Source organism: Escherichia sp. E4742 (assembly GCF_005843885.1).
Lineage (GTDB): Bacteria > Pseudomonadota > Gammaproteobacteria > Enterobacterales > Enterobacteriaceae > Escherichia.
Genome location: NZ_CP040443.1, coordinates 2,328,797 through 2,346,301 on the forward strand (window position 1 = coordinate 2,328,797; position 17,505 = coordinate 2,346,301).

Consider the following 17,505-nt stretch of genomic DNA (forward strand, 5'->3'; position numbering starts at 1 on the left):
TGTAATCCATGTTGTTATCCATTAGTTAACATAAGCAACGAACTTCAAGCCATGTGTTTTTGTATTTGTAAATTATCATTAATTCGGCGAGCAACCAGCATTACTATATCCGCAAGTGACTGTTACGGAAATGCTCATTAATTAATTTCCACATTTTCGCTCTCAGATTCAGGTTCTGACTGTATAGCAGTAAAAAATGAAATTTGTTATTGGCGGCTTCAGCCCATTTTTTTACCCGTTGAGGATGGTAATAACAAGCACTATCGTGAATAGGGTCATCTGCGGTGGCCTGATGCAAACTTAGCGCCTCAGTAATCATGACGGAGTTCCAGTCTTCAGAAACCATAAAAAAGGCTTTAATTCGATTACAAATCCGCGTGTTACGACGGGTATCCTGAAGGTGTTCAGACTCTGCTTTTTGTTGTGCGGTGATGAAGGTTTTCATGTTGTGCAGCATGGTTCTCTGGCATAACAAGAACAAGCATCTTCAATGATCCCGATTATAGAGGAAAAATATGTGATTGAACTCAAAAAATGAAAATTTTAATAAAACTAATTTTTTTTAAATTGGGCCTGTTGTAACACGTTAAGGTTTAAATAATAGCCATGTTGCATTTTCCAAAATCAAATATGGGAAAGAAATGGAACATGGAATTTGTTTTTTTGAGTCAGTTTTGACTCATTTGCCCTGTATTGTAACTTAAACTCTCTTGCTTCACTATCTTCAAAACTCACTAAGCAAAGGCTTTTTAAATACTCTTCAGAGAGTAGTAATGAGCATTGCTATGAATATTATTATTTGTTTAAACAACACTATGAACTGGAAGGTGATATATGCTTTCTTTATTGAAACCTAAAGTGGCAACACATAAGGTTCCTGAAAGTGAAGTGAAAAGTACCTATAATCGTTACCGTATGCAGGCGTTATTCAGCGTATTTATCGGTTATCTTTCGTATTACATTGTCAGGAATAACTTTGTTCTCTCTACACCGTATTTAAAACAAGAGCTTAATCTTTCTGCGACGCAAATAGGGCTGTTAAGCAGTTGTATGCTGATCGCCTACGGTATTAGTAAAGGGATAATGAGTAGTCTGGCCGATAAAGCTAATCCCAAAGTATATATGGCAGTGGGTTTAATACTTTGTGCTCTCGTTAACGTGGCACTTGGTTTTAGTTTCGCATTCTGGATGTTTGCAGGACTTGTCATTCTGAATGGTTTCTTTCAGGGAATGGGTGTTGGCCCGTCATTTATTACGATCGCCAACTGGTTTCCTCGTAAAGAACGGGGCATCGTCGGTGCGGTCTGGAATATTTCGCACAACGTGGGTGGCGGTATTGTTGCTCCGATTGTTGGTGGTGCATTTGCTGTGCTGGGGACTGAACACTGGAAAATAGCAACATATGTTATTCCAGCGATTGTCTCTGTTTTCATTGCTATCGTGGTACTGATGTCAGGTAAAGGTTCACCGGTAAGTGAAGGTTTGCCGTCATTAAACGAAATCGTTCCGGACGACGTCAGCATTAAAGCAAAAGATGATCGTGCGCCGGAAGATATGACTGCCTGGCAAATTTTTTGTACCTATGTGCTTAAAAATAAGAATGCCTGGTTTGTCTCTTTCGTTGATGTTTTTGTCTATATGGTGCGTTTTGGAATTATCAGCTGGTTACCTATTTATCTGTTAAGCGTGAAGCATTTTACGAAGACCGAAATGAGTACGGCATTTTTAATCTTCGAATGGGCGGCTATTCCAACGACATTATTTGCTGGCTGGTTGAGTGATAAATTATTCCATGGTCGCCGTATGCCGCCAGCGATTATCAGTATGGTATTGATTTTCTTCTGCCTGTTGGGCTACTGGAAAAGCGATTCTCTACTCTCTATTACTATCTTCGCTGCTTGCGTGGGCTGCCTTATCTATGTTCCGCAGTTCCTGGCCTCTGTTCAGACAATGGAAATTGTTCCCAGTTTTGCCGTGGGCTCCGCTGTCGGTTTGCGTGGTTTCATGAGCTATATTCTTGGAGCGACGCTTGGTACAAGTCTGTTTGGTATTATGGTCGATGAGGTTGGTTGGGATGGTGGTTTTTATCTTCTGCTTGCTGGTGTTATCTGTTGCATCATTTTCTGTACGTTAACGCACTTTGGTGCGATCGCTATGGAAAAACAACGTCAAAATGATGCTGAGACGTATCAACCAGAGCTTCAGACCCAAAAAAGCTAGGTTTTAGGGCCAGTCACGATGTGATTGGCCCACTCGCTTACTTTCATCACCGATTTTGTACCCGTTTGGTTGCGTAAAGCGCATGTCGAGTTATGGCAAAACGCGATTAACGTTTGCGGCGGGAACGACAATCCCGCTATGCCAGCCGTGTTCACAGTAATCCATTACCACGAAAACAGTGGCCACTCTTTGGCGACGGTAGTGAGTTGTGGCGCATCGAAAAGGGCTTGTGGCGAAACCACCGTTTCCTCAAGCGGGATATTTTTACCGTACCGTTCTTTAAGCTTTCCCTGGACCAGCGGGTTGCTAAGATCGAATTCTTTCAGCTTTTGCTGTTCACCCATGCGCATTTCCAGCGCGTTCTGATAAACCTTCCAAACGACTTCCGAGCAGTACTGACGATCATCGCTCCACGAGAAGCTAAAGTCATACGGTTTGCCGAGATAACGTTTTGCCGTTTGCGCCAGTTTTTGCTGTTGTTCGGGATTCAGTCCGCCTTCAACGCGGCGAACAATGTATTTGCGATCTTCACCGTGGGCGATCCACTGCTTGAGCGGGGTGTATTTTACCGGGCCGACCGCTTCAAAAACGTAGGGCTTTTTGTTGCGTATCACCAGCATACCGGTGTGGCTGTAATCGGAATGAGTTGCCAGTTGGATCGCTTTACTTTGCGATGAGCGAGAGATCTGAAAGATGATGTCGCCGGTTTGCGGTTGCCAGGCAAAGGCAGGCACAGAAACCAGCAGGCTGAGGATCAGCAGCCTGTTTTTCATAGTTAAACGTCCATGTATAAAAAAAGCGGCTGGTTAACGCCAGGCCGCTTTTTTCAGCATTAGTATTCCCACGTCTCCGGGTTAATCCCCATCTCACGCATGATCTCTTTTGCCGCTTCCGGAATTTCGTCGCTGCGCTCTTTACGCAGGTCAGCATCATCCGGCAGAGGTTGCCCGGTAAAGGCATGCAGAAACGCTTCGCACAGCAGTTCGCTGTTGGTAGCGTGACGCAGGTTGTTCACCTGACGACGCGTGCGTTCATCGGTGAGGATTTTTAACACCTTAAGAGGAATGGAAACCGTAATCTTTTTGACTTGCTCACTCTTCTTGCCGTGCTCAGCGTATGGGCTGATATATTCGCCGCTCCATTCAGCCATGAGATACTTAATCCTCTTCGTCAATAAATTGAAACCAGACCACACAATTAATGTGGGTAATGGCCATAAACCCGCATAGTTTACCGTACAGGCGCTACCGTGACATCGTGTAATGCACCTGTCGGCGTGATAATGCATGTAATTTTAACGGTTATTGGGGAATTGCTCAATCTATACGCAAAGAAGTTTAGATGTCCAGATGTATTGACGTCCATTAACACAATGTTTACTCTGGTGCCTGACATTTCACCGACAAAGCCTAGGGAACTTCATCACATGACGCGTAAACAGGCCACCATCGCAGTGCGTAGCGGGTTAAATGACGACGAACAGTATGGTTGCGTTGTCCCACCGATCCATCTTTCCAGCACCTATAACTTTACCGGATTTAACGAGCCGCGCGCGCATGATTACTCGCGTCGCGGCAACCCAACGCGCGATGTGGTTCAGCGGGCGCTGGCAGAACTGGAAGGTGGTGCTGGTGCAGTGCTTACTAATACCGGCATGTCCGCGATCCACCTGGTGACTACCGTCTTTTTGAAACCCGGCGATCTGCTGGTTGCGCCGCACGACTGCTACGGCGGCAGCTATCGCCTGTTCGACAGCCTGGCAAAACGCGGCTGTTATCGCGTGCTGTTTGTTGATCAAGGCGATGAACAGGCATTGCAGGCGGCACTGGCAGAAAAACCTAAACTGGTGCTGGTAGAAAGCCCAAGTAATCCATTGTTACGCGTCGTGGATATTGCGAAAATCTGCCATTTGGCAAGGGAAGTCGGGGCGGTGAGCGTGGTGGATAACACCTTCTTAAGCCCGGCATTGCAAAATCCGCTGGCATTGGGTGCCGATCTGGTGTTGCATTCATGCACGAAATATCTGAACGGTCACTCAGATGTGGTGGCTGGCGTGGTGATTGCTAAAGACCCGGACGTTGTCACCGAACTGGCCTGGTGGGCAAACAATATTGGCGTGACGGGCGGCGCGTTTGACAGCTATCTGCTGCTGCGCGGTTTGCGTACTCTGGTGCCGCGTATGGAGTTGGCGCAGCGCAACGCGCAGGTGATTGTGAAATATCTGCAAACCCAGCCATTGGTGAAAAAACTGTATCACCCGTCGCTGCCGGAAAATCAGGGGCATGAAATTGCCGCGCGCCAGCAAAAAGGCTTTGGCGCAATGTTGAGTTTTGAACTGGATGGCGATGAGCAGACGCTGCGTCGTTTCCTGGGCGGGCTGTCGTTGTTTACGCTGGCGGAATCATTAGGGGGAGTGGAAAGTTTAATCTCTCACGCCGCAACCATGACACATGCAGGCATGGCGCCAGAAGCGCGTGCTGCCGCCGGGATCTCCGAGACGCTGCTGCGTATCTCCACCGGTATTGAAGATGGCGAAGATTTAATTGCCGACCTGGAAAATGGCTTCCGGGCTGCAAACAAGGGGTAAAAATGAGTGTGATTGCGCAGGCAGGGGCGAAAGGTCGTCAACTGCATAAATTTGGTGGCAGTAGTCTGGCTGATGTGAAGTGTTATTTGCGTGTCGCGGGCATTATGGCTGAGTACTCCCAGCCCGATGATATGATGGTGGTTTCCGCCGCTGGTAGCACCACTAACCAGTTGATTAACTGGTTGAAACTAAGCCAGACCGATCGTCTCTCTGCGCATCAGGTTCAACAAACATTACGTCGTTATCAGTGCGATCTGATTAGCGGCCTGTTACCCGCCGAAGAAGCCGATAGCCTCATTAGCGCCTTTGTCAGCGATCTTGAACGCCTGGCCGCGCTGCTCGACAGCGGTATTAACGACGCGGTGTATGCAGAAGTGGTGGGCCACGGGGAAGTATGGTCGGCGCGCCTGATGTCTGCGGTGCTTAATCAACAAGGGCTGCCAGCGGCCTGGCTTGATGCCCGCGAGTTTTTACGCGCTGAACGCGCCGCACAACCGCAGGTTGATGAAGGGCTTTCTTACCCGCTGCTGCAACAGTTGCTGGTACAACATCCGGGCAAGCGTCTGGTGGTGACCGGGTTTATCAGCCGCAATAACGTTGGTGAAACGGTGCTGCTGGGGCGTAACGGTTCCGACTATTCCGCGACACAAATCGGTGCGCTGGCGGGTGTTTCTCGCGTAACCATCTGGAGCGACGTCGCCGGGGTATATAGCGCCGACCCGCGTAAAGTGAAAGATGCCTGTCTGCTGCCATTGCTGCGTCTGGATGAAGCCAGCGAACTGGCGCGTCTGGCGGCTCCCGTTCTTCATGCCCGTACTTTACAGCCTGTATCCGGTAGTGAAATCGATCTGCAACTGCGCTGTAGCTACACGCCGGATCAAGGCTCCACACGCATTGAACGCGTGTTGGCTTCCGGTACTGGCGCGCGTATTGTCACCAGCCACGATGATGTCTGTTTGATTGAGTTTCAGGTGCCTACCAGTCAGGATTTCAAACTGGCACATAAAGAGATCGACCAGATCCTGAAACGCGCGCAGGTGCGCCCACTGGCGGTTGGTGTGCATAACGATCGCCAGTTGCTGCAATTTTGCTACACCTCTGAAGTGGCTGACAGCGCCCTGAAAATCCTCGACGAAGCGGGATTACCTGGCGAACTGCGCCTGCGTCAGGGGCTGGCACTGGTGGCGATGGTCGGGGCAGGCGTCACCCGTAACCCGCTGCATTGCCACCGCTTCTGGCAGCAACTGAAAGGCCAGCCGGTCGAATTTACCTGGCAGTCCGATGACGGCATCAGTCTGGTGGCAGTACTGCGCACCGGCCCGACCGAAAGCCTGATTCAGGGCCTGCATCAGTCCGTCTTCCGCGCAGAAAAACGCATCGGCCTGGTATTGTTCGGTAAGGGCAATATCGGTTCCCGCTGGCTGGAACTGTTCGCCCGTGAGCAGAGCACGCTCTCGGCGCGTACCGGCTTTGAATTTGTGCTGGCAGGCGTGGTGGACAGCCGCCGCAGCCTGTTGAGCTATGACGGACTGGACGCCAGCCGCGCGTTAGCCTTCTTTAATGATGAAGCGGTCGAGCAGGATGAAGAGTCGCTGTTCCTGTGGATGCGCGCCCATCCGTATGATGATTTAGTGGTGCTGGACGTTACTGCCAGCCAGCAGCTTGCCGATCAATATCTCGATTTCGCCAGCCACGGTTTCCACGTTATCAGCGCCAACAAACTGGCGGGAGCGAGCGACAGCAATAAATATCGCCAGATCCACGACGCCTTCGAAAAAACCGGGCGTCACTGGCTGTATAACGCCACCGTCGGTGCGGGGTTGCCGATCAACCATACCGTGCGCGATCTGATCGACAGCGGCGACACCATTTTGTCGATCAGCGGGATCTTCTCCGGCACGCTCTCCTGGCTGTTCCTGCAATTCGACGGCAGCGTGCCATTTACCGAGCTGGTGGATCAAGCGTGGCAGCAGGGCTTAACCGAACCTGACCCGCGTGACGACCTCTCCGGCAAAGACGTGATGCGCAAGCTGGTGATTCTGGCGCGTGAAGCAGGTTACAACATCGAACCGGATCAGGTACGTGTGGAATCACTGGTGCCAGCCCATTGTGAAGGTGGCAGCATCGACCATTTCTTTGAAAACGGCGATGAACTTAACGAGCAGATGGTGCAACGGCTGGAAGCGGCCCGCGAAATGGGGCTGGTGCTGCGCTATGTAGCGCGTTTCGACGCCAACGGCAAAGCGCGTGTGGGCGTGGAAGCGGTGCGTGAAGACCATCCGCTGGCATCACTGCTGCCATGCGATAACGTCTTTGCCATCGAAAGCCGCTGGTATCGCGACAATCCTCTGGTGATCCGTGGACCAGGCGCAGGGCGCGATGTCACCGCTGGGGCGATTCAGTCGGATATTAACCGACTGGCGCAGTTGTTGTAATTGCTTTTACCCTGGCTTGTAAAAGAAGGATGCTTTCGGCAAAGAATTATTTGAAAGCATCTCTTTTACGCCGATTCTCGCACCACCAGTTGCCCGGAAAGCGCAATTCTTTGGGTTTGCAAATCCGGGTCTTTTAATTTGCGAATCATCAGGGTCGCTGCCTGGCGTCCGGTTTCTTCACTGGCGGAAGAGACCCAGGTGAAAACAGGAGAGGTCAGGTTGATGTGCAGCATATCTTCAAAACCAATTAGCGCTACCTGCTGGGTCAGAAAGACGTCTTTCCCGACGGTGCGCCCCACTTGATGTATGCCGTTGATACCGCCAATCATGGCATCAGGGGAATGGCAGAGCAGGGCGGTAATGGCGTTGTTATTCTCCAGCAACTGGCGCGTAGCTATGCTGGCGGCGTTGGTATTATCGTCACAGGCTGGCGTGAACTCGTCACGACAAGCAATGCCAAATTTTGCCAGGGTCTGGCGAAAACCAACCAGTCGCTGCTGACGGATAAGATCGCTTTCTCTGCCACCGAGATAGGCAATGTAACGATGGCCGCGCTCAATTAAATAACGAGTGGCAAGACTTGCTGCCTGCTGGTTGTCACGCAACACCAGGTTGCACTCATCTTTGATAGGCGTTTGTGACGCGACAACAAGGGGAAGCGAACACTGGCGGATTAGTGTGGGGAGGGTTTCACGATGCGCATCGGAAGCCAGATAAATCACTCCGGCAACACCTTGTTGCTTGAAGGAAAGTAAACAACGTTCAAGATGTTCATGCTCGTTCTGTGGTTGCCCGAGGAAAACCATATATCCCTGAGCTTCCAGTTCCTGAACAATGCTGGCCATCACTTTGATGGAAAAGCTATCGCTAAAATCACGTAAAATCAGTCCAATAAGATTTGAAGTGTGGGAACGTAAATTGGCGGCGGCAACATTATGCACGTAGCCCAGTTCGTCAATAGCAGCATGAACTTTCCCGATGGTCGTCTCCGAGATTTTCCCTTTCTGGCGCAACACTAGCGACACAGTAGAGACGGAAACTCCAGCTCTTTTGGCAACATCAATTATGCTGACTTTCTTCAAACTCACTCCCTGAACAACGTTGATTCTTTAAATAGCGAGAAGGTTCTGGTCAGGGACCAGAACCTCTGACATCGAGTAATCTTAAGGCTATTTACCGATCATCGTCGACATGGTTTGCGCGATAAATTGCGCTCGCGCGCCAAAAATTACCTGAATGCCGTTATCGCCAACAAAAACCACGCCACGGGCGCCAATATTATTCAGACCATCCTGATCCACCGCTTCTTTATCAGAGACTTCCAGACGTAAACGCGTGATGCAGGAGCCTACCGATTTAATGTTTTGCTGACCGCCAAGCAGCGTGATGATTTCTGTTGCCAGCTCGTCATCGGTTTTATCATTAGCACTAACCGTAGTTTCGGTGCGACCAGGCGTTTTCACATCAAAACGACGAATAACAAAGCGGAAGGTGAAGTAGTAGATCACCGCCATTGGCACGCCGACGAAAATGGCGCTCAGGAAATTGGTTTCGTAGCCATTAAAGGATGGCAGGATGCCAAACGAAATATAGTCAATAAGCCCCGCAGAGAAAGATTTGGCAATATGTGCATGCAGCAGATACATCGCCATATAGGAAAGACCCGCCATAATGGCATTGAAGACATACAGCACAGGGGCGACAAAGATAAATGTAAATTCAACGGGTTCTGTAATACCGGTCAGAAAACAGGTTAATGCGGCAGAGAACAGAATACCGGCGGCAATTTTCTTATTCTTTGTGTACGCTTCATGGTACATCGCCAGGCACGCCGCAGGCAGGGCAAACAGCATCAGGGGGAATTCGCCTTGCATAAATTTACCGGCGTTATGATAACTGTCGCTGCTAAATGATTTCACCCCTTCTTCCAACATCTTGAACCAAATCGTCTGATCGCCGTGAATCATTTGCCCGGTATGGGTAGTGTAATCCCCAAAAGAGTACCAAAACGACGGATACCAGATGTGGTGCAAGCCAAGGGGAATGAGCGCCCGTTCAGTTACACCAAAAATAAAGGTCGATGCCGCCTGGTTGTTACCATTAACGATAACCGATAATGCATCGATTCCCGACTGAATATGTTGCCAGACATAGGGCAGTAACAGGCCAAGAATGAAGGAGAGAAAAGCCGTCGCGATAGCGACAAAGCGTTTTCCGGAGAAAAAACCAAGGAATTCTGGTAATTGCATGGTATGAAAACGGTTGTAACACCACGCTGCCAGAATCCCGCATATCAGGCCGCCAAAAACGCCCATTTGCAATGTGGGGATACCCACCACCATCGCGTATTTGCCGCCTTGCCCGGCCATTTCTGGCGTGATGCTAAGTACGGTGCTGATGGTGATATTGGTGACAAAAACGGAAACGGCTGCGGATAACGCCGCAATTCCTGATTCAGAAGCCAGCCCTACGGCGGAACCGATAGCAAAAAGCATCGGCAAGTTATCAAAAATAATGCCGCCTGCATTCATCATCAACGGCAAATGGAATTTATCGCCGAACGCCAGTAACAACCCAGCGGCAGGCAGAAGCGAAATTGGTAGCATTAGGGCGCGACCAATCATCGACAATTTAGAAAGTGACTTCACGAAACTCGACATCAGATTCATTCTGATTTCCCCCGAATAGCGCATAAATCTGCGCGAATTAGTCTTTTTTTGTATAAGTAGAACGTTCTAGTAGAACGTTCTACTTATCGTGGGGGATGCATAATTGCTCTGCAACATAATTTTGGAGAAATTGTTAATAGTTTGAAGTAGTTCAAATAATAAACATGCAGTATTGAATGCAAATTATGGTATCTATTTGTTTTATTTAAATAAGTGTCCAGATAACATTGACGAGCATATTAATTAACTCTTATTTAAATAAATTTGAAGCCGATGGCTTATCCGTTTATTCATTACTTCGCGCGCGATAATGCGAGAGAACCCATTTACTCCCACATTCAAATGAAGAAAATTCATCTTCACTGATTATTCCTCACCATCATGGGGCATTTTTCGGTTGACGCCCCTCAGCTTTTCCTTCATCTTTACATCTGGACGTCTAAATGGATAGATGTTCACAACACAACATATAACTACAAGCGATTGATGAGGTAAGGTATGAGCTTTTTTCACGCCAGCCAGCGGGATGCCCTGAATCAGAGCCTGGCCGAAGTCCAGGGGCAGATTAATGTTTCGTTCGAATTTTTCCCGCCGCGTACCAGTGAAATGGAGCAGACCCTATGGAACTCCATCGATCGTCTTAGCAGCCTGAAACCGAAATTTGTTTCAGTGACCTATGGCGCAAACTCCGGCGAGCGCGACCGCACGCACAGTATTATTAAAGGCATTAAAGACCGTACGGGTCTGGAGGCTGCGCCGCATCTCACCTGCATTGATGCGACGCCTGACGAGCTGCGGACCATCGCCCGCGACTACTGGAATAACGGTATTCGCCATATCGTGGCGCTGCGTGGCGACCTGCCGCCGGGAAGCGGTAAACCGGAAATGTATGCCTCTGACCTGGTGACGCTGTTAAAAGAAGTCGCGGATTTCGATATCTCCGTGGCGGCGTATCCGGAGGTTCACCCGGAAGCAAAAAGCGCTCAGGCGGATTTGCTCAACCTGAAACGCAAAGTCGATGCCGGAGCCAATCGCGCGATTACTCAGTTCTTCTTCGATGTCGAAAGCTACCTGCGTTTTCGTGATCGTTGTGTTTCGGCGGGTATTGATGTGGAAATCATTCCGGGCATTTTGCCAGTATCTAACTTTAAACAGGCGAAGAAATTTGCCGACATGACCAACGTGCGTATTCCGGCGTGGATGGCGCAAATGTTTGACGGCCTGGATGACGACGCTGAAACCCGTAAACTGGTGGGGGCGAATATCGCGATGGATATGGTGAAGATTTTAAGCCGAGAAGGAGTGAAAGATTTCCACTTCTATACGCTTAACCGCGCTGAAATGAGTTACGCGATTTGCCATACGCTGGGGGTTAGACCTGGTTTATAAATATTGTGGCTTTTGTAAAAATCACACAGTGATCACAAATTTTAAACAGAGCACAAAATGCTGCCTCGAAATGAGGGCGGGAAAATAAGGTTGTTAGCCTTGTTTTTCTCCCTCATACCTTGAAGTTTTCTGAGTGAAAAACCTTTTTTATAAAGTATTTGTCCGAAATCAGACATACTCATAAAGGCTTAATTACGATCAATTTGATCTACATCTCTTTAACTAATGATATGTAAGATCCCAACTATCGCATCCGTGGATTAATTCAATTATAACTTCTCTCTAACGATGTGTATCTTAAGGGTAACACTGTAGAGGGAGCATATTGATGAGCACGTCAGACGATATCCATAACACAACAGCTAGCGGAAAATGCCCATTCCATCAGGGGGGGCATGACCAGAGCGCGGGTGCGGGAACAACCACTCATGACTGGTGGCCAAAACAACTCCGTGTTGACCTGTTAAACCAACATTCTAACCGTTCTAACCCACTGGGTGAGGACTTCGACTACCGCAAAGAATTCAGCAAGTTAGATTACTACGGCCTGAAAAAAGATCTGAAAGAATTGCTGACAGAGTCTCAACCGTGGTGGCCAGCAGACTGGGGCAGCTACGCGGGTCTGTTTATTCGTATGGCCTGGCATGGCGCGGGGACTTACCGTTCAATCGATGGTCGCGGTGGTGCTGGTCGTGGTCAGCAACGCTTTGCACCGCTCAACTCCTGGCCGGATAACGTCAGCCTGGATAAAGCGCGTCGCTTGTTATGGCCAATCAAACAAAAATACGGTCAGAAAATCTCCTGGGCCGACCTGTTTATCCTTGCAGGTAACGTGGCGCTGGAAAACTCAGGCTTCCGTACTTTCGGTTTTGGTGCCGGACGTGAAGACGTCTGGGAACCGGATCTCGACGTGAACTGGGGTGACGAAAAAACCTGGCTTGCTCACCGTAACCCGGAAGAACTGGCAAAACGCCCATTAGCAGCAACCGAAATGGGGCTGATTTATGTTAACCCGGAAGGGCCAAACGCCAGCGGCGAACCGCTTTCAGCGGCAGCAGCTATCCGCGCGACATTTGGCAATATGGGAATGAACGACGAAGAAACGGTTGCGCTGATCGCTGGTGGTCATACGTTAGGTAAAACTCACGGCGCAGGTCCTGCAACGCACGTAGGCCCAGATCCGGAAGCGGCTCCGATCGAAAACCAGGGCTTAGGCTGGAAGAGTGATTTCGGCTCCGGTGTAGGTGCCGATGCCATCACCTCTGGTCTGGAAGTGGTCTGGACCCAGACTCCGACTCAGTGGAGCAACTATTTCTTCGAAAACCTGTTCAAATATGAGTGGGTACAGACTCGCAGCCCGGCAGGTGCTATCCAGTTTGAAGCTGTAGACGCACCGGAAATTATCCCGGACCCGTTCGATCCATCGAAGAAACGTAAGCCGACGATGTTGGTCACCGACCTGACGCTGCGTTTTGATCCAGAGTTTGAGAAGATTTCACGTCGTTTCCTCGATGATCCACAAGCGTTCAACGAAGCCTTTGCCCGCGCGTGGTTCAAACTGACGCATCGGGATATGGGGCCGAAATCACGTTACATTGGGCCGGAAGTACCGAAAGAAGATCTGATCTGGCAAGATCCGCTGCCACATGCATTCTTCAATCCGAGCGAGGAAGATATTCTCAACCTGAAGTCTGCTATTGCTGATTCTGGCCTTACGGTAAGCGAACTGATTTCTGTTGCCTGGGCGTCAGCGTCTACTTTCCGTGGTGGTGATAAACGTGGCGGTGCCAACGGTGCGCGTCTGGCGTTAGCACCGCAGCGTGACTGGGAAGTTAATGCCGCAGCGGCACGTGCTTTGCCGGTTCTGGAAGGGATCTACAAATCCTCCCATACCGCTTCGCTTGCTGACATTATTGTTCTTGCAGGTGTCGTTGGTGTTGAAAAAGCGGCGAGTGCAGCGGGTATCAGTGTCAATGTTCCGTTTACACCGGGCCGTGTAGATGCGCGTCAGGATCAGACTGACATTGAGATGTTTGAGCTGCTCAAACCTGTTGCCGATGGTTTCCGTAACTATCGTGCTGCGGCGGGTGAGGCTACAACTGAATCACTGTTGATTGATAAAGCACAGCAACTGACGCTGACTGCACCGGAAATGACTGCGCTAGTGGGCGGGATGCGTGTACTGGGTGCCAACTTCGATGGCAGCAAAAACGGTGTCTTCACTGACCGCGTGGGTGTATTGAGCAATGACTTCTTCGTGAACTTGCTGGATATGCGTTACGAGTGGAAAGCGACCGACGAATCGAAAGAGCTGTTCGAAGGCCGTGACCGTGAAACGGGTGAAGTGAAATACACTGCCAGCCGTGCGGATCTGGTATTTGGTTCTAACTCCGTCCTGCGTGCGCTGGCAGAAGTTTACGCCAGCAGCGATGCCCACGAGAAGTTTGTCAAAGACTTCGTGGCGGCATGGGTGAAAGTGATGAACCTCGACCGTTTCGACCTGCTGTAATCTGACCTTCTTCAGCGACTGCCTTTCAGGCAGTCGCTGAAGTTTCTTTACCGGCGTATAGTGTCCACAGGAAAACTACACACTGGATCTCTCATGTCTGCCGCAGGAAAGAGCAACCCACTGGCAATCAGTGGCCTGGTTGTGCTCACACTTATCTGGAGTTATAGCTGGATTTTCATGAAGCAAGTCACCAGTTATATCGGTGCCTTCGACTTTACCGCCTTACGCTGCATTTTCGGCGCCCTCGTTTTATTCATCGTCCTTTTATTACGTGGTCGCGGAATGCGCCCGACGCCGTTTAAATACACCTTAGCCATTGCCCTGTTACAAACCTGCGGGATGGTTGGTCTGGCGCAGTGGGCGCTGGTCAGCGGCGGAGCGGGGAAAGTGGCGATCCTGAGCTATACCATGCCGTTCTGGGTGGTGATTTTCGCCGCGTTGTTTCTCGGTGAACGCCTGCGACGCGGGCAATATTTCGCGATTCTGATTGCCGCTTTCGGTTTATTTTTGGTGTTGCAGCCGTGGCAACTCGATTTCTCTTCGATGAAAAGCGCCATGCTGGCGATCCTCTCAGGCGTCAGTTGGGGGGCGAGCGCCATTGTCGCTAAACGCCTTTACGCCCGTCATCCGCGCGTAGATTTATTGTCGTTAACATCCTGGCAGATGCTGTATGCGGCGCTGGTGATGAGTGTGGTCGCTTTACTGGTGCCGCAACGTGAAATTGACTGGCAACCTACCGTGTTCTGGGCGCTGGCCTACAGTGCGATTCTGGCGACGGCGCTGGCGTGGAGCTTATGGTTGTTTGTATTGAAAAACTTGCCTGCCAGTATTGCCAGCTTAAGCACACTGGCCGTTCCCGTTTGCGGCGTACTCTTTTCCTGGTGGCTGCTCGGTGAGAATCCGGGGGCCGTTGAAGGTAGCGGTATTGTGCTGATTGTGCTGGCACTGGCGCTGGTGAGCCGTAAGAAAAAAGAAGCCGTCAGTGTAAAAAGGATCTGAATTTTTTCTTCATGTGGGGCGATCGCTTATTTAACAAAATACCGATAGTGCCCCACCATCCGCCAGCTAAACAGCACGTCTTCTTCCTGCGCGCCTGCTCCAATGTTATGTATCACCAGCGGCGTACCGTCACGGGCGAAGCCATCTGAAACCACCCCAATATGTGCCAGCCCGTTGTCCAGTCGCCAGGAGACAATATCGCCCGGTTGATAATCACTGGCGTTTTTGCTGGTGGGGCGTGTTTTATCGTGGCGGGTAAACCAGGTTTCCAGGTTCGGCACCCGCCGGTGATCGATGTTGCTGTCCGGGCGCTTTAACTGCCACTTTTGTGGATAATCGGCAAAATTCTTCGCCATATCTTCGTGAACCAGTTTCTGCAAATCGACTTTCTGGCTGCGCAAGGCGCGGATCACCACATCGGAACATACGCCGCGTTCTTGCGGGACATCACCGCCAGGATAAGTAAGCTGCACATACGCCGGATCGTAAAATAGCGTGCTACCAATTTGCTGTCTGGCACCGTCTGCGATGGCAAGGTTGGTGTTGGTCTGGATTTGTACCACGGTTGGTGGAACGGCTGGAGATTTTAAGGAGTGGCTGGTAAATCCCGCCAGAAGACTGACCAACGCCAGTGAAGCTTTCATCTGTTTCATCCGTGAAAATAAGAGTCACAGATTCGACCTTCCGGGCTAACGATTGTTCTGTGGAGAAAATGTCCAGAAGCGGATGAAAAACTCCCAATCAACGTGGGAGTTTCAGATTACTGGCACAGAGTGCCGGATGCGGCGTGAACGCCTTATTCGGCCTACAAAAGCACGCAAATTCAATATATTGTAGAGATTAAGTAGGCCTGATAAGCGTAGCGCATCAGGCTATTTTGCGTTCAAACTCCCGGACAAGCCGGGAGTTTGGCATAGGTTATTCCCACTCTTGCAGGAAACGCTGACCGTACTGGTCGGCTACCAGCAGTGCGGCGTAAACCTGATCTGGCGTAGCGCCGCCAGGCATGTTGTGAATGGTTTCACCTTCTGCACATGCCGCTTCTGCCACAATTCGCATTTTCGCCGGGACATCTTCTTTAATATCCAGTTGAGCGAGAGTTATTGGCAAACCTACCGCATGACACAGCGCCGCGACGGTTTCGATTTCCTCAACCGGCGCGTTTTCCAGCACCAGTTGTGTCAGCGTACCAAACGCCACTTTTTCGCCGTGATAATAGTGATGCGCATCCGGGATAGCGGTCAGGCCGTTATGCACCGCGTGTGCCGCCGCCAGACCACCGCTTTCAAAACCAACGCCGCTCAAATAAGTGTTCGCTTCAATCACGCGCTCCAGCGCCGGAGTCACTACATGCTGTTCGGCGGCAAGCATCGCTTTTTCGCTTTCTTCCTGCAGTGTGTTGTAGCACAGTTCAGCCAGCGCCAGCGCCGCCTGAGTACACTTACCGCCCGCCATAGTGGTCGCGCCGCTACGAGAGCATGCACGCGCTTCAAACCAGGTCGCCAGCGCATCACCGATACCCGCTGCTAACAGACGCGCAGGTGCGCCCGCGACGATTTTAGTATCGACAATGACCATATTCGGGTTATTTGGCAGCAGCAGATAGCGGTCAAATTCACCATCATCGGTGTAAATAACAGACAACGCGCTGCACGGTGCGTCGGTTGAGGCGATGGTCGGCGCGATTGCTACCGGAACACCCATGAAATGCGCCAGTGCTTTGGCAGTATCAAGGGTTTTACCGCCGCCAATACCGAGAATCGCGCCACACTGAGCTGTTTCCGCAATGCCGCGCAGACGGTCGATCTCATTTTGCGAACATTCACCGCCAAACGGCGCAATTTCTACTACCAGTCCAGCATCTTTAAAGCTTTTCTCGACAGTGGATTGAGCAAAACCTAAAACAAATTTGTCACCCACCACTAACCAGCGTTCTGCCAGCGGCTTCAGGTATTCGCCCAGACGATTAATGACATCTGCGCCCTGGATGTATTTACCCGGTGATTGAATAATGCGGTCCATAATTGCTCCTTTAGAGATGAGTAGTGCCAAATGCGGCATTCCAGTCGTGTTCGAACTTCTCTATAGCTGACTCTACCGCAGGCGTGTTGAGCATTTGTTGCGCTACATCTAAGGGCAGGGTGATGGATTCACATCCTGCCAGCAAACAATCCAGCGCCTGACGTGGTGTTTTAAAGCTGGCAGCCAGCACCATGCTTTCTGGCGCGTGCATTTCCAGCAATGCTTGTAGCTCCTGAACCGTACGAATGCCGTCACCGCCCTGGGCGTCTACGCGGTTGACATACGGAGCAACATATTTGGCGCCTGCCAGCGCGGCTAATAACCCTTGTGCGGCGCTGTACACAGCGGTGCCAAGCGTAGTAATACCTTCTTTTTTCAGTATTTTAATTGCTGCCAGACCTTCGGCGGTCACCGGGATTTTCACCACAATGCCCGGAATGGCGTCGCGCAGGCGCTTCGCTTCTTCCACCATCCCCTGCGCGTCGCGGCTCATGGTCTGAGCAAACAGAATGCCTTCATCACCAATCGCTTTTTGCAAACGCGGCAGCACTTCCCAGATGGACTCCTTGCTGGCAGCGATGATGCTCGGGTTAGTTGTTACCCCGGCAATGGGGAATATGCGTGCCAGACGTTCGACTTCTGCGACGTTAGCGGTGTCCAGATACAGTTCCATGA

14 protein-coding genes are annotated in these 17,505 nt (G+C 50.5%); 6 read left to right on the forward strand and 8 right to left on the reverse strand.

What is annotated here, in order from left to right; translation table 11 throughout:
• Positions 1-103 precede the first annotated feature (103 nt).
• Positions 104-445 carry a hypothetical protein gene (locus FEM44_RS11375; RefSeq protein WP_135523448.1) on the reverse strand — a complete coding sequence of 114 codons (342 nt, stop codon included), beginning with the start codon at positions 443-445 and terminating at the stop codon, positions 104-106.
• A gap of 389 nt (positions 446-834) precedes the next feature.
• On the opposite strand from FEM44_RS11375, the gene pgtP reads away from it, so the two are divergent.
• Positions 835-2,220: a phosphoglycerate transporter PgtP gene (gene pgtP / locus FEM44_RS11380; RefSeq protein WP_135523449.1), complete on the forward strand. Its 1,386-nt coding sequence runs from the start codon at positions 835-837 to the stop codon at positions 2,218-2,220.
• Between the two features lie 164 nt (positions 2,221-2,384).
• On the opposite strand, the gene FEM44_RS11385 is transcribed toward pgtP, so the two are convergent.
• Both FEM44_RS11385 and metJ read right to left on the reverse strand, forming a co-directional pair.
• Positions 2,385-2,993: a YiiX family permuted papain-like enzyme gene (locus FEM44_RS11385; RefSeq protein WP_135523450.1), complete on the reverse strand. Its 609-nt coding sequence runs from the start codon at positions 2,991-2,993 to the stop codon at positions 2,385-2,387.
• Positions 2,994-3,052: 59 nt separating this feature from the next.
• A complete protein-coding gene (metJ, locus tag FEM44_RS11390) occupies positions 3,053-3,370 on the reverse strand; it encodes a met regulon transcriptional regulator MetJ (RefSeq protein ID WP_000852812.1) in 318 nt (105 codons plus the stop codon).
• A 276-nt stretch (positions 3,371-3,646) separates the two neighbouring features.
• On the opposite strand from metJ, the gene metB reads away from it, so the two are divergent.
• Together metB and metL are read left to right on the forward strand one after the other, a co-directional pair.
• A complete protein-coding gene (gene metB, locus FEM44_RS11395) occupies positions 3,647-4,807 on the forward strand; it encodes a cystathionine gamma-synthase (protein WP_135403675.1) in 1,161 nt (386 codons plus the stop codon).
• A gap of 2 nt (positions 4,808-4,809) precedes the next feature.
• Positions 4,810-7,242: a bifunctional aspartate kinase/homoserine dehydrogenase II gene (gene metL, locus FEM44_RS11400; protein ID WP_053884368.1), complete on the forward strand. Its 2,433-nt coding sequence runs from the start codon at positions 4,810-4,812 to the stop codon at positions 7,240-7,242.
• A gap of 65 nt (positions 7,243-7,307) precedes the next feature.
• Here the strand turns inward: metL and malI are convergent, their stop codons facing one another.
• Together malI and FEM44_RS11410 are read right to left on the reverse strand one after the other, a co-directional pair.
• Positions 7,308-8,324 carry a Mal regulon transcriptional regulator MalI gene (malI, locus tag FEM44_RS11405; protein WP_135523452.1) on the reverse strand — a complete coding sequence of 339 codons (1,017 nt, stop codon included), beginning with the start codon at positions 8,322-8,324 and terminating at the stop codon, positions 7,308-7,310.
• 87 nt (positions 8,325-8,411) lie between these two features.
• A complete protein-coding gene (locus FEM44_RS11410; protein ID WP_135523453.1) occupies positions 8,412-9,911 on the reverse strand; it encodes a PTS transporter subunit EIIC in 1,500 nt (499 codons plus the stop codon).
• 498 nt (positions 9,912-10,409) lie between these two features.
• Between FEM44_RS11410 and metF the strand changes: the two genes are divergently transcribed.
• From metF to yijE, 3 genes are all read left to right on the forward strand, one after another.
• Entirely contained in the window at positions 10,410-11,300 is an 891-nt protein-coding gene (gene metF, locus FEM44_RS11415) for a methylenetetrahydrofolate reductase (protein ID WP_000007523.1), read from the forward strand.
• A gap of 328 nt (positions 11,301-11,628) precedes the next feature.
• Complete coding sequence (gene katG, locus FEM44_RS11420) at positions 11,629-13,809, forward strand: catalase/peroxidase HPI (protein WP_135523454.1); 2,181 nt, start codon at positions 11,629-11,631, stop codon at positions 13,807-13,809.
• Positions 13,810-13,902: 93 nt separating this feature from the next.
• A complete protein-coding gene (gene yijE, locus FEM44_RS11425) occupies positions 13,903-14,808 on the forward strand; it encodes a cystine transporter YijE (protein WP_001271242.1) in 906 nt (301 codons plus the stop codon).
• A 26-nt stretch (positions 14,809-14,834) separates the two neighbouring features.
• Here yijE and FEM44_RS11430 read toward each other — a convergent pair whose 3' ends face one another.
• The 3 genes from FEM44_RS11430 to fsa form a co-directional block, all read right to left on the reverse strand.
• Complete coding sequence (locus FEM44_RS11430) at positions 14,835-15,452, reverse strand: DUF1287 domain-containing protein (protein ID WP_135523455.1); 618 nt, start codon at positions 15,450-15,452, stop codon at positions 14,835-14,837.
• A gap of 274 nt (positions 15,453-15,726) precedes the next feature.
• A complete protein-coding gene (gldA, locus tag FEM44_RS11435; protein ID WP_135523456.1) occupies positions 15,727-16,830 on the reverse strand; it encodes a bifunctional L-1,2-propanediol dehydrogenase/glycerol dehydrogenase in 1,104 nt (367 codons plus the stop codon).
• Between the two features lie 10 nt (positions 16,831-16,840).
• Positions 16,841-17,503, reverse strand: a complete 663-nt coding sequence (fsa, locus tag FEM44_RS11440) for a fructose-6-phosphate aldolase (protein WP_000424833.1) — start codon at positions 17,501-17,503, stop codon at positions 16,841-16,843.
• Positions 17,504-17,505 lie beyond the last annotated feature (2 nt).